This is a genomic window from Liquorilactobacillus mali, from assembly GCF_001437155.1.
Taxonomy (GTDB): domain Bacteria; phylum Bacillota; class Bacilli; order Lactobacillales; family Lactobacillaceae; genus Liquorilactobacillus; species Liquorilactobacillus mali_A.
The window spans coordinates 38546-64105 of the sequence record NZ_JQAR01000009.1 but is presented as its reverse complement, the minus strand read 5'-3'; the positions used below and the strand labels follow the sequence as shown (position 1 = coordinate 64105).

23 protein-coding genes are annotated in these 25560 nt (G+C 37.4%); 1 reads left to right on the top strand and 22 read right to left on the bottom strand.

Annotation, left to right across the window (positions count from 1 at the left end; genetic code table 11):
* Nucleotides 1-107: 107 nt before the first annotated feature.
* The 7 genes from IV36_RS05755 to parE all read right to left on the bottom strand — a co-directional run bounded on the left by IV36_RS05755 (nucleotide 108) and on the right by parE (nucleotide 9975).
* Nucleotides 108-827, bottom strand: coding sequence for an ABC transporter ATP-binding protein (locus tag IV36_RS05755; RefSeq protein ID WP_056991226.1), 720 nt, complete (start codon nucleotides 825-827; stop codon nucleotides 108-110).
* Complete coding sequence (locus IV36_RS05750; RefSeq protein ID WP_056991225.1) at nucleotides 799-1629, bottom strand: ABC transporter permease subunit; 831 nt, start codon at nucleotides 1627-1629, stop codon at nucleotides 799-801. The genes IV36_RS05755 and IV36_RS05750 overlap by 29 nt, the downstream gene beginning before the upstream one ends.
* Before the next feature lie 18 nt (nucleotides 1630-1647).
* Entirely contained in the window at nucleotides 1648-2619 is a 972-nt protein-coding gene (locus tag IV36_RS05745; protein ID WP_082623718.1) for an aliphatic sulfonate ABC transporter substrate-binding protein, read from the bottom strand.
* 1 nt (nucleotide 2620) lies between these two features.
* Nucleotides 2621-4141: an AMP-binding protein gene (locus IV36_RS05740; RefSeq protein ID WP_056991224.1), complete on the bottom strand. Its 1521-nt coding sequence runs from the start codon at nucleotides 4139-4141 to the stop codon at nucleotides 2621-2623.
* Nucleotides 4141-5286, bottom strand: a complete 1146-nt coding sequence (locus IV36_RS05735; protein WP_056991223.1) for an acyltransferase — start codon at nucleotides 5284-5286, stop codon at nucleotides 4141-4143. The genes IV36_RS05740 and IV36_RS05735 overlap by 1 nt, the downstream gene beginning before the upstream one ends.
* 247 nt (nucleotides 5287-5533) lie before the next feature.
* Nucleotides 5534-7990, bottom strand: coding sequence for a DNA topoisomerase IV subunit A (parC, locus tag IV36_RS05730; RefSeq protein ID WP_056991222.1), 2457 nt, complete (start codon nucleotides 7988-7990; stop codon nucleotides 5534-5536).
* On the bottom strand, nucleotides 7990-9975 hold the full coding sequence (parE, locus tag IV36_RS05725) for a DNA topoisomerase IV subunit B (RefSeq protein ID WP_056991221.1): 1986 nt from the start codon (nucleotides 9973-9975) through the stop codon (nucleotides 7990-7992). Before parE ends, parC begins: the two co-directional genes overlap by 1 nt.
* Before the next feature lie 207 nt (nucleotides 9976-10182).
* On the opposite strand from parE, the gene plsY reads away from it, so the two are divergent.
* On the top strand, nucleotides 10183-10797 hold the full coding sequence (gene plsY / locus IV36_RS05720; RefSeq protein WP_056991220.1) for a glycerol-3-phosphate 1-O-acyltransferase PlsY: 615 nt from the start codon (nucleotides 10183-10185) through the stop codon (nucleotides 10795-10797).
* 131 nt (nucleotides 10798-10928) lie between these two features.
* On the opposite strand, the gene IV36_RS05715 is transcribed toward plsY, so the two are convergent.
* From IV36_RS05715 to IV36_RS05645, 15 genes are all read right to left on the bottom strand, one after another.
* Nucleotides 10929-11804 carry an aldose 1-epimerase family protein gene (locus tag IV36_RS05715; protein ID WP_056991219.1) on the bottom strand — a complete coding sequence of 292 codons (876 nt, stop codon included), beginning with the start codon at nucleotides 11802-11804 and terminating at the stop codon, nucleotides 10929-10931.
* Nucleotides 11805-11830: 26 nt separating this feature from the next.
* Entirely contained in the window at nucleotides 11831-13246 is a 1416-nt protein-coding gene (gene hslU, locus IV36_RS05710) for an ATP-dependent protease ATPase subunit HslU (protein WP_056991218.1), read from the bottom strand.
* Nucleotides 13247-13266: 20 nt separating this feature from the next.
* Entirely contained in the window at nucleotides 13267-13812 is a 546-nt protein-coding gene (gene hslV / locus IV36_RS05705; protein WP_056991217.1) for an ATP-dependent protease subunit HslV, read from the bottom strand.
* Between the two features lie 22 nt (nucleotides 13813-13834).
* Nucleotides 13835-14734, bottom strand: coding sequence for a tyrosine recombinase XerC (gene xerC, locus IV36_RS05700; protein WP_056991216.1), 900 nt, complete (start codon nucleotides 14732-14734; stop codon nucleotides 13835-13837).
* A gap of 90 nt (nucleotides 14735-14824) precedes the next feature.
* Complete coding sequence (gene topA, locus IV36_RS05695) at nucleotides 14825-16927, bottom strand: type I DNA topoisomerase (protein ID WP_056991215.1); 2103 nt, start codon at nucleotides 16925-16927, stop codon at nucleotides 14825-14827.
* 78 nt (nucleotides 16928-17005) lie between these two features.
* A complete protein-coding gene (gene dprA, locus IV36_RS05690) occupies nucleotides 17006-17875 on the bottom strand; it encodes a DNA-processing protein DprA (RefSeq protein WP_056991214.1) in 870 nt (289 codons plus the stop codon).
* Nucleotides 17876-17918: 43 nt separating this feature from the next.
* The gene (locus tag IV36_RS05685; RefSeq protein WP_082623721.1) at nucleotides 17919-18686 is read right to left on the bottom strand and encodes a ribonuclease HII; all 768 of its coding nucleotides are present in this window, start codon (nucleotides 18684-18686) and stop codon (nucleotides 17919-17921) included.
* Nucleotides 18676-19536 carry a ribosome biogenesis GTPase YlqF gene (ylqF, locus tag IV36_RS05680; protein WP_056991240.1) on the bottom strand — a complete coding sequence of 287 codons (861 nt, stop codon included), beginning with the start codon at nucleotides 19534-19536 and terminating at the stop codon, nucleotides 18676-18678. Before ylqF ends, IV36_RS05685 begins: the two co-directional genes overlap by 11 nt.
* 27 nt (nucleotides 19537-19563) lie before the next feature.
* Nucleotides 19564-20109 carry a signal peptidase I gene (lepB, locus tag IV36_RS05675; RefSeq protein ID WP_056991213.1) on the bottom strand — a complete coding sequence of 182 codons (546 nt, stop codon included), beginning with the start codon at nucleotides 20107-20109 and terminating at the stop codon, nucleotides 19564-19566.
* 335 nt (nucleotides 20110-20444) lie between these two features.
* Nucleotides 20445-21899 carry a S41 family peptidase gene (locus IV36_RS05670; RefSeq protein WP_056991212.1) on the bottom strand — a complete coding sequence of 485 codons (1455 nt, stop codon included), beginning with the start codon at nucleotides 21897-21899 and terminating at the stop codon, nucleotides 20445-20447.
* Between the two features lie 26 nt (nucleotides 21900-21925).
* Nucleotides 21926-22150 (bottom strand): YozE family protein, encoded by a 225-nt coding sequence (locus tag IV36_RS05665; protein WP_056991211.1) that lies wholly within the window; start codon nucleotides 22148-22150, stop codon nucleotides 21926-21928.
* Between the two features lie 11 nt (nucleotides 22151-22161).
* Nucleotides 22162-22788, bottom strand: a complete 627-nt coding sequence (locus tag IV36_RS05660) for a YpmS family protein (RefSeq protein WP_056991210.1) — start codon at nucleotides 22786-22788, stop codon at nucleotides 22162-22164.
* Nucleotides 22788-23735 (bottom strand): SGNH/GDSL hydrolase family protein, encoded by a 948-nt coding sequence (locus IV36_RS05655; RefSeq protein WP_056991209.1) that lies wholly within the window; start codon nucleotides 23733-23735, stop codon nucleotides 22788-22790. Before IV36_RS05655 ends, IV36_RS05660 begins: the two co-directional genes overlap by 1 nt.
* Before the next feature lie 328 nt (nucleotides 23736-24063).
* Nucleotides 24064-24567, bottom strand: a complete 504-nt coding sequence (locus IV36_RS05650; protein WP_056991208.1) for a dihydrofolate reductase — start codon at nucleotides 24565-24567, stop codon at nucleotides 24064-24066.
* 22 nt (nucleotides 24568-24589) lie between these two features.
* Nucleotides 24590-25546 (bottom strand): thymidylate synthase, encoded by a 957-nt coding sequence (locus IV36_RS05645; RefSeq protein WP_056991207.1) that lies wholly within the window; start codon nucleotides 25544-25546, stop codon nucleotides 24590-24592.
* Between the last annotated feature and the right edge of the window lie 14 nt (nucleotides 25547-25560).

Sequence of the window (25560 nt, the reverse complement as noted above, 5' to 3'; positions counted from 1 at the left end):
AGTCTTTTTATGATTATCTAAATTCAATTTAAAACTGCAATACTTAATTAAATACTAATTACTTTGTTGTATTTCAAAAAATAATCAGTCCAAACTACCTTATTCATTTAATCCAAAATTTCGGCAAGAATCTCTTCAGAGATTTCAACTTCTTTTTCCTTATCGATAAGGCTTTCTTTGCCACGATATGGATTATCAACGATTCGCCAGATTGTTCCATTCTTGATTATGGCGATACGATCAGCCATTCTCACAGCTTCATTAATATCATGTGTTACCAAAAAAGTTGTAATCGCCTTATCCTGACAAACTTTTCTAATCAAGTCCTGCATTTTAGTCCTTGTTAGTGCATCAAGTGCTCCTAATGGCTCATCCAACAGAAGCAGGCGTGGATGTGACATTAGCGCGCGTGCCAAAGCAACACGCTGTCTTTGTCCACCTGATAATTGAGAAGGAAATTGCTTAGCATACTGCTCTAATTCTACTTGTTCCAGTAGTTCGGTAGCCTCGCTAACTGCTTGTTTACCCTTTTTATCCAGCAAAACGTTATCTATGACATTCATCCATGGGAGCAAGCGATCTTCTTGGAACATTACACGAGCTTCTTTGTTTAACCCATGAATCTTATTACCATCTTGAATAATGGAACCGGCAGATGTCTCTTCTAAGCCGGCCAACATTCGCAATAGCGTACTTTTACCGCCACCACTCATTCCGACTAGTGCAATAAATTCACCTTCATTAATGACTAGGTTAGCATCACTCAAAATAACACTGTTGCCGTACGACTTACCGACTTTACTTATCTCCAGAAGTTTCTGAGGCATCTGTATTCCTCCTTTCAATTGCACGCCATTCTAAGAAGATGTCTTCTAAGTTTTTAGCGATAAAATCAGATAATTTTCCCAATAGGGCATAGATTAAAATACATAAAACAATCGTCTTCATATCCATGAACTGTTCGGCGTTCGTTGACATATAACCTATACCAGAACTTGCAGAAATTGTTTCAGCAACAATCAAGGTCGTCCACATTACACCAAGTGCATATCTAACACCCATCAAAATAGTTGGAAGAGCTCCAGGAAAAATAACCTTGATAAACAGATCCTTTTTACTCAATTCATAAGATTTTCCCATCTCAATTAGCTTAGGATCGACTGATGTAATTCCATGGTAGGTATTGATATACATCGGGAAGAGACACCCTAATGCAACCAATGATATTTTGGCAGATTCACCAATTCCAAGCCATAAAATAATCAAGGGAATCAATGCTAAATGTGGGATATTACGCAACATTTGAATAGTGCTGTCAAACAATAATCTTGCCCTACGTGAAACTCCATTTATAAAACCTAGAATGAACCCTAGTCCACCACCAATCAGAAGACCGGCAGTTGCACGATAAAGACTAATACTCATATTTTCTTGAAGTTCACCCTTCTTAAAAAGCTTAATACCATTTGTTACAACATCAATTGGAGATGGTAACAAGGTCTCATTGACCCACGAGAGATTGCAAGCAACTTGCCAAAAAACTATCAAGAAAACAGGAATCAACCAAGGTAATGAATTTTTAAACTTAAACGAAAAATGATAATTTTCATTTGTTTCAATATTTTCCATAATCTTTCTCCTTATTAATTATTTAAGGTACTGAACATGTTTTGAAACATCAATTTTCTTTGTAAGAATGTTATTGTCGTAAAATACATTAGCAATTTCCTGTTCCTCTTTTACGACACTCTTTGACATTGCTTTCATTGAGAACGTTCTTCTGGTAACAGATCTACGAACCACCTTCTTAGAAAGTTTTAAATCTGCACTCATTTTTTTGATCAATTTAGAATGATTCTTGTTAGCCCACTTCATATCTTGCTCAGTATATTTAATAATTAGCTTGCTTAGTGTTTTGTTTTTGCTTGCATATGTTGTTGGTGAAACAATGAAGCTTCGGTTGAGTGCCTTTGTAGTTGTACCATCAACAAGCAGCTTTGAATTCTCGGTTATTTCAACTTGTGCTACACTAGGATCCCAGTTAGCCCAAGCATCAACCTTTCCTTTAGAATATGCAACACTTGCAGCATCAGAATCTAAATTGACCCATGTTATATCATCATTGCTCAATCCGGCTACTTTAAGAGCCCTCAGCAGCATGTATTGTGAACTTGTACCCTTAGTGTATGCAACTTTTTTACCTTTTAAATCCGCCAATGTTTTGATTGAAGAGTTTTTGTGAATCAGAATTCCACTACCTTTTGCTTTTGTTCCACCAGCTGCCACATAAGTTAATTTAGTACCCGATGCCAAGGCAGATACGGGCGGCGTATCTCCTACACGCGCGTAGTCGACATTACCTGAAGCAAGTGCCTGCATCATTGCCGCACCATTTTGGAATTCCTTGAACTTAACATTGTATCCCTTCGCCTTCATCTTTTTAACGAACTGGCCTCTAATTTTAGAGATATAGAATTCATCTCCAGCTTGATACCCAAGTACGACATTCTTTAAGCTGGAACTTCCAGCATCTTCTCTTGTCAGGTGCCAGCCATAAACAGCAATCCCACACCAAAATAATAAAAGAATTGCGATAAAACTTTTTTTAAGATTCTTCATACTATTTCACAGTCCTCTTTTCTTGTAGTATCTCTGCCAATTTTGGCCTTAATATCTTGCGAGTTGGATTTAATGGAAATTCATCTAAAAAGAAGATTTCAGTTGGTCTCCGATACTTAGCAAGATGTGTTGCTGCATAATCAATAATTCGTTGACGGTGTTTTGCCAGAGTCTCAGAATCTTTGGTATCATCAATTACGGCAGCCGCTACAATTTCGCCATATAGTTCATCAGGCAATCCCACGACTGCAACTTGTTTAATGAAGTCCAGGTTTCCAAGAACATCTTCGACAACCGATGGACTGACTTTTTCACCACCATGATTAATAACATCTTTACTACGACCTTCCAACCACAGATAACCTTCTTCATCAAAGTAGCCTAAATCACCTGTTAAGAACCAACCATCTTTAAAGGAGTCGGGATGTGGATCAAGATAGCTCGTAATTACGTGATCACCGCGAATTGCAATCTCTCCATGAATTCCTGGTGCATCAGTAAAGTCATCCCCATCTATAATTGTTACATCAGTATGGTATGGTTTACCGACTGAACCAATTTTTATATTATCTAATGGATTCAAAGTACATTGACTACAAGATTCTGTCATGCCATACCCTTCAAGCAACGGAACACCAAACTTTTTTACAAATTTCTTATGACGGCTAACCGGAAGCATCGCAGAAGCACATCTAACGAAGCGAAGTTTGTGATTTGGGTCAAATTGAGCTAAGGCTTTCTCATTTTTTAATAAGATAGAAACAATTGTAGGAACCACTGAGGACCATGTAACATCATTCTTCATCACCTGCTGCCAGAAACGGCTTGCACTGAACTTAGGTGCAATCACTAACCTCCCATCCGATAGAAGTGTAGAAACAACGATTAATTCCTGTGCATTAATGTGAAACATTGGCATTATAATCAAAACAGTATCATCTGCACTTAAACGATGGCTCCCCATGTCATAGTGCGCTGCCTTTAACATAATCTCATGAGTCAGGCCAACCTTCTTAGGCTTTCCGGTGGTTCCAGATGTATTCAATATCCAACCATATGACTGCTCATTTGGCTTAGCTTCCTTCTCACCTATGTTCAAATCATTTCTTGTTAGAATGACCAAATCTTCAAATGTATGCAACTGAACTGTGTGCTTATCTAATTCAGTGAAATTACTGAAAACTTCGGCACGGCTGTCATTAAAAATAATTGCCGCATAATGATTCTCGCGAAAGTCTTTGACAAGTTCTACATCAGAGGTACTCTCAGAAACGGGATGTGCAGTGACACCCAACCGCCACAAAGCCTGATTGATTGGAATATATGCAGCGGAATTTTCAAGACACATAAATGCAATGTCCCCACTGCCCATATGGGCGTCTAAAAAAATTTTTTGAAGCTTTGTTATGTCTTCTTCTACGTCTTTTCCAGTAAACCATTTGTTCATTCGTTCATCTTTTAAAAATTCACGATTAACATTCTTTTTTAAATGCATAGCAAGTTCTGTAGTTAATTTTGTCATTATTTACTCCTCCTAAGCTTTTGTGGGCGTCCAATCAATATTCCAAATGGAGGAACTTTGTAGAGAATGAATGACACTAGCCATGAAGTCCCCAAAACAACTAAATATCCTACTGGTAATAGCAGGAATAAGACCCATTCATTCAAGTACCCCTTAATATTCAATAAGATATACGCTAAAAGTGTCAGCCCAATAGTTTGAGTCAGATAGACACCAAAAGATAACTTTGAAGATAAGGAAACGAATCTTGCAAATTTCTCCCATCGTGGTTGCGTTCTGTGACTCGCATATGAAAGGCTAAGACACCAAACAGTACAAATCATGAGTGAAGCATAAATCATCAAGTAAGGCTGATGTACTAGCTCTGTATAATGTTTGCCTAACTTGAGAATATACCAGTTAATGTAAAACAGAACAAACGTTCCTAATCCTAGTAAGGCAGTGAGTGTATAGACGATTTTTCGGTACTTTGTGATGAATACCTTGGCCTCATCATAATGAATTGAAACAAAGCCACCTGCAATAAAATAGAATTGGTATGATAAGACAAAGTTGCCGTAGTACTTCAGTAAATATGGCCAGTTATCATGATTCATCTCTGGATATATATATTTTGTCCAGATTAAGAAAAATAATTGGATTAACGCGCTGATTGAGAATATCAATAGATGATAACCATTCAACTTCTTAAACAATTTAAGTAATAATGGAAAAATCAGATAAAGCTGAAATGTCACCAAAATGTAGTACATATAGAATTGATCCCCATGAATCAAAGCCGAATACCAATCTGTTACCCAACTGTGAAAATTCAAAGTGTCGCCTGCTGCAATAGCAACAAATATTAAGAAAAATCCATTCCAAAATAAGTAAGGCACTCCACCACCCTTGTAGCGTTTGTACCAGAAGGCCAGATAATTTACCTGATCTTTTTTATAATATTGTAAAAATAGTACTAACCCTGTAACGAACATGAATCCCATTCTTGTGAAATGCAACAATAAATGTGTCATTAACAAAACTAACTGTGGAACTGAATCGGTTGATAAGCTAGCAATAAATGATGATGTTACATGATTTGCTAGTACCCCAAAAATGAAAATACACCTCATTAAATCAACTTCATATAAATACTTTTTCTTCATCCAAAGACCCCTATACCATAATTTATAATAAAGTCGTTATTTTCCCTACTCCCAAAATAAGCAGAAATAAACTCTTTATTACCCATATAATAATTTAAAATATTGATTTGACAGCTGTATGTCTAATGTATGAATTATTTGTGAAAAAAAGATAGTAAAGTAAAATAAATAACATTAATTGTGAATTATTAAAAAAAAGTCCTTCTAAAAATTAGCTTTCGCTAACTTCTAACAGGACTATTAATCATTATTCTTCTTTTTTCTCTTTTGTTACTATAAATCTTATTGGGTTACCCTGAGTAGCCGTATCAACTACAAACGAACCATTTGAATAACGATCACCTACAGGGTGTTCAAATGGATTGATCGTTACTGTTTCTTGTTTGTCAGTGATTATCGTCAAATCATGAGGTTCTTCTTTCGATAATAAAGAAACAAACTCAATACGATGAGGATTTCTTTTTAGTTCCCGTAAAACTTGGACACCACGTCTTGCCCTAGTTGTAGGGGACACTTCAGCTACTGACATTCGCTTGAATGCACCTCTTTGCGTAAGAATTCCAACCTGCTCAGAACCTGTTACCAACAAGACCGAAGCAATAAAGTCATCTCGTAAGTCCATTGCCTTAACACCTGCGGCTTTAGCACCTGATACTGGAACCTCAGATAACAAGTATCTTAGCCCATATCCACCATGTGTGATTGCAAAAACATACATATCATTAATCTGCTCAGACTGTACAAAATTAACCAATATCAACTTATCCGTATCAGATTTTAACTTCATACCTTGACTCGCTCTGGATTTATAAGTTCTACCAGGTTTTAAATCAGCAAAAGCAGTTTGTTTGATATTCCCTTCTTTTGTAGCAAGAACAAAATTACCAGCTTGTTCCAAATCTTTAAAGGCAAATGCAGCTAGAATCTTCTCATCTGGTTTGAGTCCTATTGACTGGGAAAGATGTAAACCTGTGTCTTTCCACTTATAATCAGGAATTTCGTGCACAGGACGATATATCACATTCCCACTATCTGTGAAGATAAAGAAATGATCAAGCGTATTTATAGTTTCCTGATACACAACCGAATCCTCAGGTTTCAAACCATTTTCTGTAACATCAGATGCATTGAATGAGCGCAGGGAACTTCTCTTAAGGTAACCATCTCTACTTACCATAACAACAACATCCTCGGGAGCAACAAGAACTTCTGTTTCGATCTTCAGCTGTTCAACTTTGTCTTGAATAACCGTTTTTCGCTCAGATGTATATTTCTTGTCAATTGCCAAGATTTCCTTCTTGATAACTTTATCCAATTCTTTTGGATTTGCCAGAATAAGTTCAAATTTTCTGATCTTATCAGTCAATTCCTTTGCTTCCGCCTGAAGAGCAGTTACATCAGTATTTGTTAAACGATAGAGTTGTAATGACACAATAGCCTCAGCTTGTGCTTCAGTGAAACTGTACTCGACAACCAAATTGTCTTTTGCATCCTTTTTATTATTGCTTGCACGAATCGTTTTAATTACATCATCTAAAATTGACAATGCCTTGATTAACCCAGCAACAATATGTTCGCGTTCACGAGCCTTTTCAAGTTCAAATTGAGTCCTTCTTGTTGTTACAACTCTTTGATGTTCAAGATAGGCAGTCAATATTTGTTTCAGCCCTACATTTTCAGGCCGCATATTATTAATTGCAACCATGTTGAAATTGTATGATATCTGCAAATCAGTATTCTTGAACAAATAATTTAAGATACCTTCTTGATTGGCATTTCGTTTTAATTCGATTACGACACGTAACCCCTCACGGTCACTTTCATCACGAACTTCAGCAATACCTTCAACTTTCTTTAACAAGCGGATTTCATCTATTTTCTTCACAAGAATCGCTTTGTTAACTTCATAAGGTATCTCAGTTATGACAATTTGCTCTTTGTTACCCTTTAAGGATTCGACTTCTGTTTTCGCCCGTAGCATAACGCGTCCGCGCCCAGTAGTATAAGCCTTAATAATCCCATCTATTCCCTGCAGAATTCCTCCCGTTGGGAAATCCGGACCCTTCACAAATTCCATAAGATCATCAAGTGTAGCTTTAGGATGACTCATCAAATAAAGTAGTGCCTGAATCGTTTCATGGAGGTTATGAGGCGGAATTTCAGTAGCATATCCTGCAGATATCCCAGTTGCACCATTTACAAGCAGATTGGGGAAGCGTGCTGGTAAAACGGTTGGTTCCATATCTGTATCATCAAAATTGGGAACAAAGTCAACTGTGTTTTTATCAATATCGCGAAGCAGCTCACCTGATATTTGGCTTAAACGCGCTTCCGTATAACGCATGGCTGCAGGTGGATCACCATCCATCGATCCATTATTTCCATGCATCTCAATAAGCGGCTCGCGGAGTTTCCATGATTGGCTCAAGCGAACCATTGCTTCATAGATCGAACTATCACCGTGGGGATGAAAATTCCCCATCACATTACCTACAGATTTTGCAGATTTTCTAAATGCTTTCTCGTAAGTATTACCATCCTGATTCATCGCGTATAAGATGCGACGCTGAACGGGTTTTAAACCGTCTCTAATATCAGGTAGAGCACGTTCTTGAATGATATACTTGGAGTAACGTCCAAAGCGTTCACCCATAACAGCCTCAAGTGAGAGTTCTTGAATTTTACTGACTTGGTTTTCAACCATTATTCAACACTCCCTTCTTGCTTTTCTTCAATATGGTGTGCCCCTGCAGCAACTGTGTTGTCCAATAAACTGCCGTCTTCTTCTAGTGTAAACTGAACATTTTTCTCAATCCATTTGCGTCGTGGTTCTACCTTATCACCCATCAGAGTCGTAACACGCTTCTCTGCCAGAGTGTCATCTTCAATCTTGACCCGAACCAGCGTCCTTGTTTCTGGATTCATTGTTGTTTCCCAGAGTTGATCAGCATTCATTTCTCCCAGACCTTTGAACCTTTGCAGTGTGTAACCCTTCTTCATTTCTTTAGTTGCATAATGCAATTCATCATCGGTCCAAGCATACTTAATTACATTCTTATTTTTAATCTTCTTTTGGATCTTGTATAAGGGCGGTAGTGCTATATATATTCTCCCAGCATCTATCATTGGCCTCATGTACTTATAAAAGAATGTTAATAGCAATGTTTGAATATGCGCACCATCTGTATCGGCATCAGTCATGATGATGATTTTGTCATAGTTGGCATCATCTATTGTAAATTCCGTACCAACACCAGCACCAATTGTATAAATCATCGTATTAATTTCTTCATTTTTGAGAATTTCAGACAGCTTAGCCTTCTCGGTGTTCAACACTTTACCGCGTAATGGCAAGATTGCTTGAAATTTCCGATCTCGTCCTTGCTTAGCCGAACCGCCAGCAGAGTCACCTTCGACCAAGAATAATTCATTTCTTTTAGCATTTTTAGATTGGGCAGGTGTCAGTTTACCGGATAACAATCGTTCTTTTTTCTTTTTCTTGCCAGTTCTGCTCTCATCTCTTGCTTTCCGTGCAGCTTCCCTAGCCTCTCTAGCTTTCAACGATTTTCTAACAAGGTCTTGCGCAAATTCACCATTTTCCATTAAGTAAAAGCCCAGTTGTTCAGAGATAACGCTCTCAACTATTGAACGTGCCTCTGGTGTTCCAAGCTTTCCTTTTGTCTGTCCTTCGAATTGCAATAGTTCTTCTGGAACACGAATCGAAATAACAGCAGTAAGTCCCTCACGAACATCACTGCCTTCCAAGTTTTTATCTTTTTCTTTCAGCAAAGAAACCTGACGAGCATAGTCATTGAATGCTTTTGTCCAAGCCGATTTCATGCCAGCTTCGTGTGTGCCGCCATCCTTAGTCCTAACATTATTTACGAATGACAAGATACTCTCGGAATAACCATCATTGTATTGAGCAGCGACCTCAACTTCAATGCCGCCTTTAATACCGTCAAAATACATTACGTTGCCCAATGTATCCTTATCCTCATTGAGATAAGCAACAAATTCCTTAATTCCATCTTCAAAATAAAAAATATCTTCTTGTTCGGTTCGTTCATCAGTGATTGTAATCTTGACACCTTTTAATAAAAAGGCCGATTCACGTAGTCGCTCAGCCAATGTGTCATAGTTATACTTAGTGGTCGTAAAGATGGTTTCATCAGGTTTAAAGGTTACTGTAGTACCATTTGTTTTTTTAGTTTTTCCAATCTTACGCAGTGTGCCAATAGGTTTCCCGCCATCTTTAAAGTCTTCTTCATACTCAATACCATCTCTAATGGTATTAACAGTCAATTTTGAAGAAAGAGCATTGACAACACTGGCACCAACTCCGTGTAAACCACCAGATGTCTTGTAGCCACCTTGACCGAACTTTCCACCGGCATGAAGAACTGTAAATATGACCTCAACAGTCGGAATTCCTAAAGAATGCATTCCAACAGGCAAACCACGTCCATGATCTACAACTGAAATACTATTATCTTTATGCAAAATCACATTTATTTCCTTACCGTATCCGGATAGTGCTTCATCAACGGCGTTATCAACTATTTCATATACCAAATGATGCAATCCACGACTATCAGTTGACCCAATGTACATCCCTGGCCTTTTTCTGACAGCCTCTAATCCCTTTAACACTTGAATTGAATCATCATTGTAATTTGTTTTTTCCATATATTAAACCCCTTCTACTTCATGGAGTATTGAATTAATGCTCGTTCTTACGTTCCAACTTGAATATCATACCTTATGAAATTGCAAATTGTAAAGTAATCACTTGTTTTAGTGGTTAGTAAATTCGCAGTAATAAAATTAGATTTGTAGATAATGCCAAAAAAATGATAGAATAGGTCGTATTAAGCTAAAGGAGGTCAATCTGTAATGGATTCGACTATTGTATTAATGTTAATAATAGGATACCTTCTTGGATCAATTCCATCAGGTATTTGGATTGGTAAAATATTCTATAATAAGGATATTCGCCAATTCGGAAGTGGCAACATGGGAACAACGAATACTTTCAGAGTACTTGGGAAAAAAGCAGGAGTAATCGTTTTATTAATTGATATGCTAAAAGGGACACTTGCTGCATGTCAACCCTATTTTTTCGATGTTCATATCAATGTTTTGATAATAGGATGTGCCGCCGTTATTGGTCATGTTTTTCCAATTTTTGCGAAATTTAAGGGCGGTAAAGCGGTTGCAACCAGTGCCGGTATTCTACTCGCGTATAGTCCGTTATTCTTTGTTGTTGCATGGCTTATATTCCTGACCACCCTGTATCTTTCAAGCATGGTCAGTATTGCAAGTATGGTGGGAATGACATTGATTACAATCTTATCGTTATTCTTCCATGACCCGATTTTGACAGTTATTGCACTCATTCTAACAGTTTTCGTTTTCTATCGCCACAAGGGAAATTTATCGCGAATCAAAAATGGTAATGAGAACTTAGTCCCTTTTGGTTTGGTTTACAGGAAGAAAAATAAACGGTAAATTGCATAGTCTAAGCATACTACAACAATTTATATTCAGTTAAATAAAGGAGCTGGGTCCAAAAGTTAAATTTTGACCTGGCTCCCTTATTTATTCTGCATAAATAACGATTTTCCTACTTTATATTCTTTTTAAAAAACCTGAATCTTATAAAAGCCGTTAAAACTTTCATTGGTTTTTAGTACATGTACGCTAACCTTTTCAGTTAGCTCGCCACTGGCACTTACATCGTCAGCCAAACCCCACCATGGTTCAATACATACAAATGGGGCTTCTTCCGGATATTTCGACCAGACTCCAACATACTGAGCATTACCCGTATTGAAACGAATACCATTTTTCCCCTGGGCCGTTGTTAGTGTTAGCTCTGTACTTTTCTCCTCCAACCTCAAAATAACTGCATCATTTTTAAATGTTTCTCTCGTAACATCAATAGCTCCAGCTGTAAAATCAAGCGGGTGGCTAGAATCACTGTAATTTCCCTGAAGTTGAATCTGCTGATAAATTTTATTGGGAGTAACTGCTACATGATAATCAGAAAATGTTTCTGTGGATGATAGGGGAACATTAAAAGCCGGATGACCACCAACAGAAAACAGCAACTGATTTTTACTTGGATTGTCAACTAAGTAGCTAACCTTTAATGTATCGCTCATAAGTTCGTACTTGATACGCAATACAAATTCAAATGGATAATTTTGCATAGTTTCTTCGTTCGATTCCAAACGGAAAATTACAAATTTATCAGTTTTTGTTTCAATTTCAAAATCCGTATCACGGGCAAATCCATGTTGTGTCATTCGATACTTATGCTGTTCATAGCTATATTCATCGTTTTTTAGTCTACCAACGATTGGAAACAGGACTGGTGCATGACGGCCCCAATACTTAGGGTCAGCCTGCCAAAGATATTCAAGTTTATTTTTCTTGTTGAATAAGCTCGTCAGTTCACCACCATGTTCATCAAAAGAAACCTTCAAGAATGTATTTTCTAAGCTAATTGTCATCTTATTTTCCCTTCATTCAACGATTATTATAGAATATACTGGCTTAGATCCTTGTCTGCCGCAATATTGCCAATCTTATTCTGTACGTATGCTTCGGTAATTGTAATGTCACCCATCTGCATATCTGGTCCCTCAAACAACAAGTCCTCCAATAATTTTTCAAGAATCGTATGCAATCTACGTGCCCCAATATTTTCATTCTCATGATTGACACGATATGCTATCTCGGAAATCTTTTGGATTGCTTCAATTGTAAATGTAACTTTAACATTATCTGTACCAATCAGTGCAATATATTGTTTTACTAATGCGTTGTTTGGCTCCGTCAATATTTTAACGAAGTCTTCTGCCTTCAATTCATCAAGTTCAACCCTGATAGGGAAGCGACCCTGCAATTCGGCAATTAAATCGCTGGGTTTGCTTTCGTGGAAAGCTCCTGAAGCAATAAATAAAATGTGATCTGTATTAATTAGACCGTACTTTGTTTGAATTTGCGAACCTTCGACAATAGGCAAGATATCTCTTTGAACACCTTCACGTGAAACCTCACCGCTATTTCTTTGTGATTTAGATGTGATCTTATCAATTTCATCGATAAAAATAATTCCTGTATTTTCTGCACGTTTAATCGCTAGATCAGCAACATCCGCAGTATTAATGAGTTTTTTAGCTTCCTCATGAGTAAAATATTCACGTGCTTCTGCCACAGTCATGGTTCGTTTAACCCTTTTTGTTGGAGCCAAAGAACTTAAAGCATCTCCCAAGTCAATTCCTACCTGGCTTAACAGCCCTGATGATCCCTTCGTTTTTTGCGAAGTATCATCAACTTCTATAGTAATCTCTCGTTTCTCAAGCAAACCCTTATTCAGCTTTTCCTTTACAGATAAACGTTCATTCTTAATCTTCTCTGTGACTACTTCTTTTTGAACAGGTTCAAGGCTAGGGGCTTGGCCTCTTTGGATTTCTTGAAACATTTGTGTGATATTTATTTCCTCTACCCCTTCTTTCTTATTTTTTTTAATAGCTGGTACAAGTATTTTTACCAAACGTTTATTGGCATTTGCTCGAGCTTCTGAACGTACCTTGTCAAACTGGAGCTCCGCTTCCATTTTGTATGAAACTTCTACCAAGTCACGAACCATTGACTCAACGTCTCGACCGACATATCCGACTTCAGTAAACTTAGTGGCCTCAACCTTTATAAAGGGAGCTTGAACAATTTTAGCCAGCCTTCTTGCAATTTCGGTTTTACCAACACCCGTCGGACCAATCATCAAAACATTCTTTGGTGTGATCTCCTCTTGCATTTCTCCTGAAAGCTGCATCCTGCGGTAGCGGTTACGTAATGCAACTGCAATTGCCCTTTTGGCTTTATCTTGGCCAATTACATAAGCATTGAGTTCCTTAACAATTTGTTTTGGGGTTTTTTCAATAGGGTTCATTTAAAAGATCCTTTCTCTTCTTAAAGTTCTTCTGCAATTACATTATGGTTGGTAAAGATATCAATATCACCTGCGATATTAATAGCAGCCTTAGCAATTTCGCCTGCAGACATCGTTGAAGCATATTCCTTCATAGCCTTTGCAGCCGCTAAGGCAAAGTTACCACCAGAACCGATTGCTAAGATATCATCATCGGGTGCAATTACTTCACCGCTCCCAGACACCATTAATAATTCGTCTTTATTCATAACAATTAAGAGTGCTTCTAATTTTTGCAAAGCTTGGTCACTCCGCCATTCTTGGGCTAACTCAACAGCTGCTCGCTGCAGATTACCGCTATATTCATCTAATTTTCTTTCAAAACGTTCTTCTAAATTAAAAGCATCCGCAACACTTCCAGCAAAACCAACAACGACTTGATTGTTATAGATTCTTCTGACCTTGCGTGCAGTACCCTTCATTATAACTTTTTCACCCATTGTGACCTGTCCGTCACCGGCCATTGCAGTATGTCCATTATGGCGAACTGCACAAATTGTTGTTGCGTGAAATGATACACCAGTCATTTTATATTCCTCCTAAATTTTATCATGCCCGTGGAAAGAACTTACGATAATCTCGTTGTAAGTGTTCCTTTGTAACATGTGTATAAATTTGCGTAGTAGATAAGCTGCTATGTCCCAACAGTTCTTGGACTGCTCGCAAGTCAGCACCGTTGTTCATCATATGTGTTGCAAAAGTATGACGTAGTTCATGGGGATGTATCTGTGTGGTCAAGATGCTGCGGCTGACGATTTTCTTTAGAATATACGTAATCCCAGCGGCAGTCAACGGATCACCATAATGATTTACAAATACAAAATTATGCTCTTTCTTATACTTCGCCATTAATGGTGTTCGAACCTTAACATAGTAATTTTCTAGTGCTTTTTGACAATATGTGCCAAAGGGAACATAGCGATCCTTATTACCTTTACCATGCAATAACATTGCTCGCATCTCCATATCAACCGCTTGCAAAGTTAGTCCAGTACACTCGCTAACACGCATTCCAGTCGCATAAAGAGCTTCTAGTAACGCCTTATCCCTGATTAAGATTGGCTCATCTCCATCAGTTGCCTCAAAAAGAGCCGTCATTTCTTTTTCATAGAAAAAGCGTGGCAAGGCACGCGGATGTCTCTTTAATTGAACATAGGCAAAAGGATTGTTCTTAACATAGCTGTTTTTTTCCGCAAATCTGTAAAAAGAACGCAAACTTGAAATAATTCTAGCAATTGATGATGGTTGATAATGTTTATCATACAAAAAACTCATAAAAACATGTACATCAAATCGATTTACTTGTGAAAAAGATGAGGAACCACCATTCTCAAGGAGAAAATCATTGAAGAGTCTTAAATCATCAGTATATGCTTTGACTGTATCATCAGAATATCTTCTTTCTACTGCCAAATATTGTTTAAATTCTTTTACCCATTCCTGTTCCATAAAAAAACCTCCACCTTATGCTATAACTTTAGCATAAAAAATGGAGGTGTGCCCTATGAGCCATTCAAAAATTATGAATTACTAATATTATTATTTTTGAATTTCCTCTTGATAATCGCAATTGCTACATTTAACCTGCATTCCCTTTTTAGTCTTTTTCTCAATCAAGTAATGCTGACATTTAGGGCAATCACGACCAACTGGCTTATCCCATGAAACAAACTCACATTCGGGATAACGGTCACATCCATAAAAAATGCGATTCTTTTTTGATTTGCGTTCAATAATCTGCCCTTTGTGACATTCTGGACAAACTACTCCGATTTCCTTTGTAATAGGTTTTGTGTTGTGACAATCAGGGAAACGGCTGCATGCATAAAATTTACCATAGCGGCCAAGTTTAATTACTAAAGGAGCACCACAGACATCACAGTTAATACCTGCAGGTTCATCTTTAATTTTGACTTTAGCCATCTTCTCTTCAGCAGCATCTACCTCTTTTGCAAAAGGCTGATAGAAACTATCAATGACTTTAACCCATTCCTGCTTTCCTTCTTCAATCTCATCCAGTTGATCTTCTAATTGAGCAGTAAAATCAACATTTAAGATATCTGGGAAACATTTAACAATCATCTTGTTTACTATTTCACCCAACTCAGTAGACTCAAACTTACGTGCAACGAGTTTTACATAATAACGTTTTTGAATAGTATTCAGCGTAGGCGCATAGGTTGAAGGACGTCCAACACCATTTTCTTCAAGTGTCTTGATCAATGTAGCTTCAGTATATCTTGCGGGCGGTAAAGTAAAATGCTGATTAGGTTGATTGGCTACTAGCTTGACTTCTTGACCAACTTCTAGATCTGGCAAAATATTGTCTTTGCGCTTGCTTTCACTGTAAACCTTCGTAAAACCAGGAAACTTCATCTTTGAGCCTTTTGCCCGATACATCACAGAATTCTGCTCAATATCAACACTCATTGTATCGACGATTGCCGGTGTCATCTGGCTTGCTACAAAGCGCGACCAAACTAATGAATACAGCTTCATTTGGTCTTTGTTCAAATATGCTGAAAGTGACTCCGGAGTTCGTAAAACTGACGAAGGACGAATAGCCTCATGAGCGTCTTGGGCACCTTCAGCAAGTTTGCCTTTGCGTGGTTTGACTGCAGCATACTCCGCACCATAAGTTTCGTGAATAAAAGCAGAAGCTTCGTGCTTGGCGATATCAGAAATTCTGGTTGAATCCGTACGCATATAAGTGATTAGTCCCACCGCGCCGCCTTTTCCAATATTAATTCCTTCGTAAAGCTGCTGCGCAACCATCATCGTTTTTTGAGTTCTAAAGTTAAGCGTATTATTAGCTGTCTGCTGCATTGTACTTGTTGTAAAAGGAAGTGCTGGGAATCGCTTGCGTTCCTTAGGGACAACCCGTGTCACATTAAACGGCTTGTTCTTATCAATCTTTTGCATGATTTCTTGAACTTCATCGTTATTATGCAATTCCTTTTTCTTACCATTTATTCCATAATAATCGGCATTGAACTTAGTCCTGCTGGCTTGAAATTGAGCATCAATCGACCAGTACTCTTCAGGTACAAACTCACGAATCTCTTGTTCTCTTTTAATAATCAGGTTCAAAGCAATTGACTGCACACGACCTGCACTCAATCCTTTTTTTATTTTTGCCCAAAGTATTGGGCTGATAGAGTAACCTACTAGGCGATCAAGAACACGCCTTGCTTGCTGTGCATCTACAAGGTTCATGTCAATTGCACGTGGATTTTTAAATGAATTCTTTACTGCGTCTTTAGTGATTTCATTAAAAACAACTCGATTCTTATCTTCAGGATTTAATCCTAATAAATAAGAAAGATGCCATGCAATCGCTTCTCCCTCTCTATCAGGATCGGCTGCAAGATAAACATGTGCTGCTTTCTTAGCCTCTTTGCGCAATTCTTTGATAACGTCGCCTTTGCCGCGTATCGAAATATAATGGGGTTCATAATCGTGTTCAACATCGACACCCATCGTACTTCTCGGTAAGTCTCTGATATGGCCTAAACTGGCCATAACCTTGTATCGAGATCCTAAATACTTTTCAATTGTTTTAGCCTTTGATGGAGACTCAACAATCACAAGGTTTTTCTTTACTTTTCTTTTTGTTGTTGTTTTCTTCTGGGTCTTAGGCATCTACCAGACTCCTTTTTTAATATCTTTTTTTAATGTATAAAAATCGCTAATAATCTTAGGCCATAACCGCAGGCTTTGTCAAGTATTTCGAAATTCTTCAATAATATCTTGAGCATCTAACACAGGTTTAGCTCCAGCTTTAATCAGCTCATTTGTGCCAACGGATAATAGCGAGTTAATTGGCCCAGGAACCGCAAGTACATTACGATTTTCTTGCAAGGCAAGATTTGCAGAAATCAGACTGCCACTATGGTGTCTTGCCTCGACAACTAGTAAGGTTTCAACTAGTCCAGCAATAATTCGATTTCTTGCAGGAAAATGAAATCTTCTTGGTCCGGTACCAAGTCCATATTCACTAAGTAACAACCCTTCGCGTGCAATTTTTTGCTGAAGCACACGATTTTGGCTAGGATAAAAAATGTCCAGCCCAGTGCCGATAACAGCAATTGTCTTGCCGCAATCTGCAAATGTCTGCAGATGTACAAGGCTGTCAACTCCTTGGGCTAAGCCACTCACAGTTATGATTTTAGCCGCAACAACGGCAGGCAACAGTTTTGCAAGAACAACTGATGAGTATGTACTATTCCGACGGGCACCCACAATTCCCAACAATTTTCGATCGTTTGTAATCAAAGATAAATCTCCGCGATAGAACAGTACATTTGGTGGATTATAGCTTTCCAGTAAGCATTGCGGATATGCAGAATCAATTATCGTAATAGCTTTACTATGATATAAATTGCGATCAACTGCAAGTTCTAATTCAATCGAATTGAATTTCTTCCAAAAGAAACTACGCTCAGATTCTTTAATTTCAGCTAATTCTTCCAATTTTTTAATATCGGGAATAGCCTGATTTTCTTTCATCCAAGTACAAATTTTTCTTAACTTGGCTGCACTAATGAGATTACTCAAGTGCAGTTTTATTATAAATTCTTTTATCTTCATAGAATCACCCTCTAAAGTGTTTTCTATAAAAATACGCAATTAATTAAAAATTAGACTTGATTGGTTCAAAGCTTCTACGATGAAGCGGTGTTATACCATATGCATTCAGAGCATCAAGGTGCTTTTTTGTCCCATAACCGTCATTTGACTTGAAATCATATTCTGGGTACAAACTATCATAAAAACTCATTAAGTGGTCACGCCAGACTTTTGCAACAATACTCGCGGCAGCGACACTAACACTTTTGGAATCTGCCTTAATCAGCTTTAATTGTTCAATTGAAGAGTCAATATCCATTGCATCAATAATTAGTTGTTGTGGTTTACGCGATAGCCCATTAACTGCCTTTAACATTGCAATCCGTGCAGCCTGATAAATATTGACAGTATCTATCTCATAATTATCACAAAGCCCAACAGAAACACCAAGTGCCTGTTCAATGATCTGACTATACAGTCTTTCTCTTGTTTTTTTCGTTAATTGCTTTGAATCATTGACCTCAACGAGTCCAAAATCATGTGGCAAAATAACTGCCGCTGCTACAACAGGTCCAGCCAGTGGTCCACGGCCAACTTCATCAATTCCGCAAACTAACTGTTTCCCCTCTTGCCAAAAAGCCCGTTCGTAGCTAAAGCGTTTCTTGAATGCTTCCATCGCTGCTTGCTTCTTGAGTTCACGCTTTCTATATTGTGCTAACAAATTTTGCACACCTTTGCGTTCATCACCGGCTAATTCTTGCAATAATTCCTGATTGGGATCGACATTAATTAACGCCTTTATCTCATTGATTGATCTTCTCTTATCCATCATATCTTTGAGTGCTTTCTGGTACTGCATCAAGTGTATATCTACCCAGCTTGCCTTTACGGCACTCCAGTATCATTCTTTCACTTGCTTTATCATAGTCATCTTTGAACCCAATCTTTTTAGTTATTAGTAGTAACAAATCTACCGTTGACAAGGATAGATCGCTTTCTGACAATTTGTAGTGTTCTTTAAGCTTTGCAGGGGCAAATTGACAGAAATGTTCGAGCAGATACAGTGCGATATCATCTTTAGCATACAAAGTTTCTTTAATTGCGCCAGTCAATGCCAATTTTTTCCCAATCATTGGATCCTCGAATTTGGGCCATAAAATTCCTGGAGTATCCAACAATAGCATATCTTTCCCAGCTTTGAGCCATTGCTGCGACTTTGTGACGCCAGGGCGGTTACCAACCTGAGCTACATTCTTCTTAACCAAATGATTAAGTAGCGTTGATTTACCAACATTTGGAATACCAATACACATTACCTTAATACGCTTATGCAATATCCCCTTCTCTGCCTGCAAAGCTATTTTATCAGCAAGAACTTGCTTTATTTTTTCTTCAATGATTTTTAAACTGCCTGTTGTGCTATTAACAGCAATTGCAGGCTGCTTTTGTGACTCGTAATATCTAACCCAGCGAGCAGTGGTCTGTGAATCTGCTAAATCTTTTTTCGTTAGCACCAAAATACTTGGTTTATTTTGAAGAATTTGGGCTAATTGTGGATTACGCGACGACTCTGGTAATCGTGCGTCAACAAGTTCAAGTACAATATCAACTTGTTTTATATTTTCTTTTACTTGACGCAAGGCCTTAGCCATGTGTCCTGGAAACCATTGAATTGTTGCCATAGTTAATTTAGTCCTTTCAATATACAACTAATGTCCGATCCACTGAATCCTATTCAGCGGCCAATAAACGATGATTGCTCGCCCCTTAATCCAACTATCTTTGACTGGACCAAAGGTACGTGAATCTTTGCTTATTCGCCGATTATCACCGAGTACAAAATATTCATTCTTAGGTATTTTCGATTTCCCAGTTAGTTCCTTCAAGGTGAAATCAGATGTATACGGCTGATGTTTGGTCGCAAGTATCTTCTTTAAGAAATTTTCTTTGACTGGTCTTCCGTTTATACGCAGTACATCATTTTTATATGATAAACGATCCCCAGGCATTCCGATAACCCTTTTAATATATGTCTCATTATTAGGCATTCTGATAATAACTACATCAAAACGATGTATCTTTCCGAGATTCATCACAAGAGCTTCTTCTTTTGATTGAAGTGTTGGTTCCATCGAATTACCATCAATTTGAAGTGGCGTGATTAGAAATGATCTGATAAAAAGCGCAATAAGAACAGCAATTGATGTAAGTAAAATCCAATAGCTCCAGTGAAATCTTTTTATAAAGCGTCTCAAAACTTCCCCTCCAACAATTCAGCTGTTCTTCTACTTTCATTTAATTAACTACATTTCCATTTCTATTGGGACCTTATCTTTCTTAACTTTAACAAAAAAAATGAGATTGTGCGAGTATTGTTTAGAAAACTGCCTGAAAAATGTGGTTAAAATTAAAAGTTCCTTAGTAATAAATAATGAGGTCGTTGCTGCCTGTCTATCAGGAACTGTTACTCAACTTCAGTACCATTTTATAAACCAAAAACAACGACCGATCCCAATGAGATAAGTCGCTGTTGTTTAAAATATTAATAGGACATCAAAAAACCAATTCTTAATAATTATTAATCTTAAAACTAATTACCACTAAGTTGAGAAATGGCTGCTTTAAGCGCATTATCACTATCAGAAACTTTTTCAGCCGCTAATTCCTCAAGCTTGTTGATAGTTTCTTTATCCATATTACCATTAACAGTCAGCTTATTGTCTGTCTGGAATTTCTTTACAGCTGCAACTGTTGAATCACCATAATAACCATTTGCTGAGCCTACACTATAATTCAAAGCATTTAAAAGGACTTGGGCTTTCTTAATCTGACCAGAGACCTCACCCTGCGTATATGTCTTCTTCGTACTAATAGCTGTTTGATAAGCATAACTTGGGTAATCAGCCTTAATCGTAGGTTTCAATCCCTTGTGATTAATCCAAGAGCCATTTGGTGTCAACCATTTTGCAATTGTCATCTTGAGCTCTGTTTTATCAGTGAAAGGCAGAGTTGTTTGAACAGTACCTTTACCGTATGACTTAGTACCAATCAATTTAATATTGGCCGATTGATTCAAGGCTGCAGAGAAAATCTCAGCAGCACTAGCACTACCGCTGTTTATTAAGACAACTGTTTTCTCATTAACTTTGAACCCTTTATCATACTTCTTGCCAGCCTTGTACACTTGTGCCGCCTGACCACGTTGTTGAACTTGCAGGATTGTCTTCCCATTTTTCACAAACATGGAAGACATCTTAAGTGCTTGGTCCATCAAGCCACCAGGATTATCACGCATATCGATCACAAAGGATTTTGCACCTTGCTTGCGCAAACTCTTGATCTCAGCTTTGAATTCAGCAGCTGTCTTTTCGGAGAAAGTCGAGACCTGAATATATCCAATTGTCTTGTTATTCTTAAGAAGGTGACCCGTTACCGTTTCAACCGGAATTGTTGCTCTAGTTAATGTTTTGGTAAAGGTTGAATCACCACGCTTGATAGTCAACGTGACACTTGTCCCTTTTTTACCTCTAATTAACGAGATTGCTTTACTCAATGAATAACCCTTAATTGACTTGCCATCGATCTTCAAAATAATATCATCGGCTTGCAACCCAGCCTTTTTAGCAGGAGTGCCCTTAATTGGGGCAATTATCTGAACGTAATCCCCCTTCTTTTGGACCTCAGCACCAATTCCTGTAAAACTACTTGAAATGGTATTGTTCAATGACTCAGTTTCATCTTTAGACATATAGTCTGTAAATGGGTCACCCAGTGCATTTACCATCCCCGTTAGTGCACCATTTTCAAGCTTTTTCTTGCTGACAGACTTGTAGTAACCACTGTAGAGCGATGAAAAAACTGTTTCAATCTTACTCATTGCTTGACTGGTTTCAGTTGCTGCTACTAATTTTTGATTCATATAATAAAAAACAGCTCCGCCACCAATTAACAGTGTTACTAAACTAGTTAGAATCAAAGTTAATAGACTATATTTGCGCCTATTCTTTTGTTTTTGCTGTTTTTTTGAATTCTCTTCCTTTTTCACTTCTATTACCTCAGCTTTACATTTATTTAATTCATCTTTTCAAGATATAATTCCCACGCTTCGTCAAAAACAGTCATTGAAGGCAGGTAGCTGCCATTTAATTCAAGATACTGTGATAACTCATCATAAATCTGCGACTGTTTCGGAAAAGATTGATCGTAAAAAGCGTTATTTGCGAATTGCGCAACTTCCTTATGACTATTTGGATCTCTTTCAGTCATCAAATATTGGTAGAAACTTAAACGATGCATAAAAGACCTCCTTATTTTAAAGGTATTGAGAGAGTAAAATGAAAATCGTTGTTCTTCAGATCAATTGTTTTAGCCTTGATACTAATTCCCCTTGCTGTTGCAAACTTATTAAGATTGAGGCCAATCTTATCATGTTTAGCATCAATCGTAATTCCCTTATTAAGCTTATAATGCTTTTTCACATAATTAAGTATAAATGAAGGAGGGGCACTTAAAGAACCGATTCCTACGCCCTTTGCAAGCAACACAATATTACCATCTTTTGTGACTTTTGGAGTCGTATAAAGTGAAAATGAAACATTTTGCCCTAATATTTGCGTTGTTCCTACCATGATAGCGGCTGAGTCACTGACATAAAAACGATACTTAATATTATTTTTCTGTTGCTGTTTCTTCAAATAATAGTTAATTGTTCCATTCAGTTGCTTTCTATTCATTTCCACATTAATCGTGGTGTATTTACCGGTCTTGGCAGTTTTTGCAGTAACTTCCTTTTGCTCTACAGATTGTGTAGTTACTTGTTTATAGACAAATAATGTAGTTCCCAAAACAAGTGCAGCTAACACAACAAAAGCCCACTTCCAATAATTTATCTTGGCCTTCTTTTTTATTTTCTTTGGCCTCTTTAACTCACTCACTACTTATTCACCTCATTCAGCCAAGTTTTCTTATGTCTCATCATTACAGCATACAACCGCCCTGTCATATAATTATACCCCTTTAAATTCGGATGAAAATGGTCATCAGACGATAAATAATTATTTTTCTCCTTTTTATTAGATGCAACTTGTGTAAGTTCATTTTCGCTGAGTTTATCTAAATCAGTTACAGTAGTGGTCTTGAGTTGTGCCGTTTTACCTAGATATTGTCCCTCAGATAGTTGTTTATTAATTTGCACCATATACATATCATGTTTCTTAGCAACAACACTGAGAGTCTCTGTATTCCACTCATTAGTATACTTTTGTAATTGTGACAATCTTGGAAAATAAACATAGAAGGGATTATAAACACCATAAATAAATACCGGTGCTTCTGAATTGTATGCTCTTACCGATTTTAACAGTTTATTCAACTTATTAGTATAAACCTTTTCTGCACTTGCCATAACATTAGCAAAATCATCAGAAGACAGTGATGTAAAGTTTTTCTGCAATGTCTGCATCAAATCATTTCCGCCGACTGTTAATACAATTACATCAGCACTCCCTAGCTGTTTTTGCATGTTCTCGCTCTTTTTGAGCCGCGCTAATATCTGGTCGCTACGATCCCCAGCCTTACCAAAATTTTCAGTCGAAACATTTAACTTGTTGTTTTTCTTTAATTTTTCTTGGATCAGGTGGACATAGCCGCCCTTATTAGTAGAATCTCCTACTCCCTGTGTTAATGAATCCCCCAACGCAACTAACTTGATATTCTTCTTTTGTTTAGTTTGCTTTCTTGCTACTTGTTTCGAGCTTGAATCAGCAGCTTTGTTAACTTTAATATTATTTGAACCAAAAGCAAAGGAGAGTACTAAATAAAAAATAAGTCCTAAGATACAGCAAACAATGACTGGAACAAGATTTTTTATAATTTTATTCAAAAAAGCATCCTCTCTAATAATTAAAGAAATTTAAATGAGACAATTATAACAAAGTTCTTTCAATATTTCATAAAATCATTTTTTGTTTAATATATTTTTACTATTTTTTCCTAAACTCATTATGGTTATTCCTGTTTAATAAAAGAAACACGTTATTTTTCTAATATTTGATAAAAAAATAAAGGAATCAGTCGAGAATTAATTTCTGGCCTAATCCCTTTATTGTACATGTTTTAAATGCTTGTCATAAGTCAAAAATTCCGTCTAAATTTGAGCTATCTATAGAGCATGACACCGTACCTCTCATGCCCCATTTTCGATCTGTTTTCTATGCTTTTCTTTGGTAAACTTCAAAAACATGAGGAAACTTATTCCGTTCATCAACAGTTCCAGGTACTTTTTTGATTAATTTAAAAGCATCCATTTGAAGTTCAGGCATAGTTGTATCTCCTGAAAACTTCCCTTTAATGCGTGTCACATACAGGAGATCAACTGTATCTGCAAATTCAGCAAAAAGGGATGCACCCCCAATGATGAAAACATCACTATCTTCTTTCTTGAGCATTTTTTTTAAATCTTCGATATTATTTACAACGGTTATTCGACTATCATCTTTGTATTTATCACCAAAAGCAATCGATCTGGTTAGAACATAATGATGTCTTTTTGGCAAAAATCCAGGAAAACTATCAAAGGTTCTGCGTCCCATAACAATTGGATGATTCTTTGTCACAACCTTAAAATATGCTAAATCAGCAGGCAATGACCATGGTAAATGGCCATCTATCCCGATATGGTGCTGCTCATCTTCTGCCCAAATATATGCTAACATTTTATCCACCTCAGATAATTAATTACACTGCAACTGGTGCTTTGATTGCTGGTGCAGGATCGTAACCTTCCACCTTGATATCAGACATCTCAAAATCAAAGATGCTATTCTTATCAGGATTCAGCCAGAGAGTTGGTGAATCTTTGGGTGTACGTGCTAATTGCTCTTTAATCTGTCCAACATGATTATTGTAAATATGTGCATCTCCTAAAGTATGCACAAATTCACCAACCTCAAGCCCAGTCTCATGGGCAATCAAATACGTTAATAATGCATAACTTGCAATGTTGAATGGAACTCCTAAAAAGACATCCGCACTACGTTGATAAAGCTGACAACTCAATTTTCCATCAACAACGTAGAATTGGAACAGGGTATGACACGGTGGGAGTGCGCTATTCGGTACATCTTCTGGATTCCAAGCAGATACAATTAATCTTCGTGAATCTGGCGTGTTTCTAATGCCATCAATTACGTTCTGAATCTGATCAATAACTTGACCATCTCTTGTCTTCCAGTGACGCCACTGAGCTCCATAAACATCGCCTAAATTACCGTATTTTGCAGAAAATTCGTCATCGGCTAGAATACGATCACAGAAAATCTTTTTCTGTTTCTTGTAAGCTGCTGCAAAATCAGCATCAATAAGTGCTCTTCTACCAAAATCTGTCATGTCTGGTCCTGTATATTCATCACTTTCAATCCATTTCTTGAATGCCCATTCATCCCAGATATGATTCTTATGCTGCAATAAAAAACGAATGTTGGTATCACCACGTAAAAACCATAATAATTCACTTTTTACAAGGCCAAATGCTACTTTCTTAGTTGTTAAAAGAGGAAAGCCCTGGCTTAGATCGAAGCGCATCTGATATCCGAAAAGACTCTTGGTACCTGTACCAGTCCGATCATCTTTTTGATGTCCCTTTTCTAGAATATCATTTATAAGTTGTAAGTATGGAGTTTCCAAGATTGCCATAAATATTCCTCCGT

What these genes read in the sequence shown, in the direction of transcription:
- IV36_RS05755 (WP_056991226.1), bottom strand. Translation starts at nt 827, where the DNA reads ATGCCTCAGAAACTTCTGGAGATAAGTAAAGTCGGTAAGTCGTACGGC.
- IV36_RS05750 (WP_056991225.1), bottom strand. Translation starts at nt 1,629, where the DNA reads ATGGAAAATATTGAAACAAATGAAAATTATCATTTTTCGTTTAAGTTT.
- IV36_RS05745 (WP_082623718.1), bottom strand. Translation starts at nt 2,619, where the DNA reads ATGAAGAATCTTAAAAAAAGTTTTATCGCAATTCTTTTATTATTTTGG.
- IV36_RS05740 (WP_056991224.1), bottom strand. Translation starts at nt 4,141, where the DNA reads ATGACAAAATTAACTACAGAACTTGCTATGCATTTAAAAAAGAATGTT.
- IV36_RS05735 (WP_056991223.1), bottom strand. Translation starts at nt 5,286, where the DNA reads ATGAAGAAAAAGTATTTATATGAAGTTGATTTAATGAGGTGTATTTTC.
- parC (WP_056991222.1), bottom strand. Translation starts at nt 7,990, where the DNA reads ATGGTTGAAAACCAAGTCAGTAAAATTCAAGAACTCTCACTTGAGGCT.
- parE (WP_056991221.1), bottom strand. Translation starts at nt 9,975, where the DNA reads ATGGAAAAAACAAATTACAATGATGATTCAATTCAAGTGTTAAAGGGA.
- plsY (WP_056991220.1), top strand. Translation starts at nt 10,183, where the DNA reads ATGGATTCGACTATTGTATTAATGTTAATAATAGGATACCTTCTTGGA.
- IV36_RS05715 (WP_056991219.1), bottom strand. Translation starts at nt 11,804, where the DNA reads ATGACAATTAGCTTAGAAAATACATTCTTGAAGGTTTCTTTTGATGAA.
- hslU (WP_056991218.1), bottom strand. Translation starts at nt 13,246, where the DNA reads ATGAACCCTATTGAAAAAACCCCAAAACAAATTGTTAAGGAACTCAAT.
- hslV (WP_056991217.1), bottom strand. Translation starts at nt 13,812, where the DNA reads ATGACTGGTGTATCATTTCACGCAACAACAATTTGTGCAGTTCGCCAT.
- xerC (WP_056991216.1), bottom strand. Translation starts at nt 14,734, where the DNA reads ATGGAACAGGAATGGGTAAAAGAATTTAAACAATATTTGGCAGTAGAA.
- topA (WP_056991215.1), bottom strand. Translation starts at nt 16,927, where the DNA reads ATGCCTAAGACCCAGAAGAAAACAACAACAAAAAGAAAAGTAAAGAAA.
- dprA (WP_056991214.1), bottom strand. Translation starts at nt 17,875, where the DNA reads ATGAAGATAAAAGAATTTATAATAAAACTGCACTTGAGTAATCTCATT.
- IV36_RS05685 (WP_082623721.1), bottom strand. Translation starts at nt 18,686, where the DNA reads ATGATGGATAAGAGAAGATCAATCAATGAGATAAAGGCGTTAATTAAT.
- ylqF (WP_056991240.1), bottom strand. Translation starts at nt 19,536, where the DNA reads ATGGCAACAATTCAATGGTTTCCAGGACACATGGCTAAGGCCTTGCGT.
- IV36_RS05665 (WP_056991211.1), bottom strand. Translation starts at nt 22,150, where the DNA reads ATGCATCGTTTAAGTTTCTACCAATATTTGATGACTGAAAGAGATCCA.
- IV36_RS05650 (WP_056991208.1), bottom strand. Translation starts at nt 24,567, where the DNA reads ATGTTAGCATATATTTGGGCAGAAGATGAGCAGCACCATATCGGGATA.
- IV36_RS05645 (WP_056991207.1), bottom strand. Translation starts at nt 25,546, where the DNA reads ATGGCAATCTTGGAAACTCCATACTTACAACTTATAAATGATATTCTA.